We start from the raw sequence: 1,699 nt of genomic DNA, 5'->3' as shown, positions 1-1,699 counted from the left end.
AGGGCCTGCCGATCATCAAGGTGTTGCTTTCGGGTCGGGGGCTCGTTGATGTCGTATGCGCATTCCGGACGAGACGCGTGATCAACTTGCTGTGAAGTTCGCGGTGTTGTTCCCGCATCTGAACGAGCGGCAGCGGCGCTTGCTGATGGCCGCGGAGGCCCGGGGGTTGGGGCATGGCGGTGTCCGGGCCGTGGCCCGGACGGCCAAGGTGAGTGAGACGACGGTCCGCAAGGGGATGCTCGATCTGGAGGTGGGCCAGTCCCTGCTGGGGCGGGTGCGGCGGTCGGGCGGCGGGCGTAAACGCGTCGCGGACCTCGACCCCGGGCTGCGAACCGCGCTCTTGCAACTGGTCGAGCCGGATGAGCGCGGGGATCCGATGTCGCCGTTGCGGTGGACGACCAAGTCGACCCGCACGTTGGCGGTCGAGTTGACCCGCCAGGGACATCGGGTTGGTGCGGATACCGTCGCCGCTCTGCTGCGGGAGGAGGGCTTCAGCCTGCAGGCCAACACCAAGACGCTCGAGGGCTGTCAGCACGCGGATCGGGACGCCCAGTTCCGTTACCTCAACGAGCAGGCACGCGGCCACCGGGACGATGGGCAGCCGGTGATCAGCGTCGATGCCAAGAAGAAGGAGCTCATCGGCGCTTTCAAGAATCCGGGCCGCTCCTGGCGGCCGGCGGGGGAACCAGTGCTGGTGGACGTCCACGACTTCACCGACCCTCGGCTGGGCAAGGCCATCCCCTACGGCGTCTACGACCTGGCGGCGAATACAGGCTGGGTCAATGTCGGTACCGACCACGACACCGCCACGTTCGCGGTGCAGTCCATTCGTCGCTGGTGGCACGATCAGGGCCAGGCCGACTACCCACAGGCTTCACGGCTGCTGATCACCGCCGATGCGGGCGGCTCCAACGGCTATCGCACCCGGGCCTGGAAACTCCACCTTGCCCGCCTGGCGGCCGAGACCGGCCTGACCATTACGGTCTGTCACCTGCCGCCGGGCACTTCGAAGTGGAACAAGATCGAGCACCGGCTCTTTTCCCACATCACGATGAACTGGCGCGGCCGCCCGCTGACCAGCCACGAGGTCATCCTCGAGTCCATTGCCGCGACCACCACCCGCACCGGACTGCGGGTGAAGGCCGAGCTGGACACCAATGCCTATCCCACCGGCGTCGGTGTCGGCGACGCGGAGATGGCGGCCCTGCCACTGACCCGTCACGCCTTCCACGGCGACTGGAACTATGTCCTGCATCCTCAGCCGATCCCGGCTGTTCCGGCAGCCCGGAGCGGCCGGCCACGGGAGCCCCCATGGGATCCGGCACTGCTGTCCGATCCCGCGCTGACCGGCCTGGCCCCGTCCCAGCTGCAGCAGCTCATCCAGACCCTGGCTCCGGAAGGAGACACTCGGCGCGGCCGCCCACCCCGGCTCGCTTTCGACGACCAGGTCCTGGCCACCGTGCTCCACCTGCGCGTCAACCTGGCCGCAGAACCCCTCGCCGTGCTCTTCGCCAGCAGCCGCACCGCCATGCACCGCACCCTGCTGAAGATCAGGCGACTGCTTGAGGCACATGGCATCACCATCCCGCCGGCCGCCACCCCACCGGCGACCCTGGCAACCCTTCGAGCCAGAGTCGCCGCTCAATGCAACAACCCCAACAGCAAGATCAAGACGACAGGTTAATGATCGGCTGGCCCT

Annotated in this window: 1 protein-coding gene; it reads left to right on the top strand. The window is 67.7% G+C overall.

Features of this window, described 5'->3' with window-relative positions; genetic code table 11:
• Positions 1 to 55 precede the first annotated feature (55 nt).
• Positions 56 to 1,684 (top strand): ISAzo13 family transposase, encoded by a 1,629-nt coding sequence (locus tag ACIQRL_RS40810; protein ID WP_401341418.1) that lies wholly within the window; start codon positions 56 to 58, stop codon positions 1,682 to 1,684.
• Positions 1,685 to 1,699 lie beyond the last annotated feature (15 nt).

It is taken from the genome of Streptomyces sp. NPDC091209 (assembly GCF_044757755.1).
Lineage (GTDB): Bacteria > Actinomycetota > Actinomycetes > Streptomycetales > Streptomycetaceae > Streptomyces.
The sequence above is the reverse complement of the archived record's forward strand: the minus strand, read 5'-3'. Positions and strand labels throughout refer to the sequence as shown.

Excerpts from the sequence above, each read along its gene's own strand:
- ACIQRL_RS40810 (WP_401341418.1), top strand. The coding sequence starts at position 56 with ATGCGCATTCCGGACGAGACGCGTGATCAACTTGCTGTGAAGTTCGCG.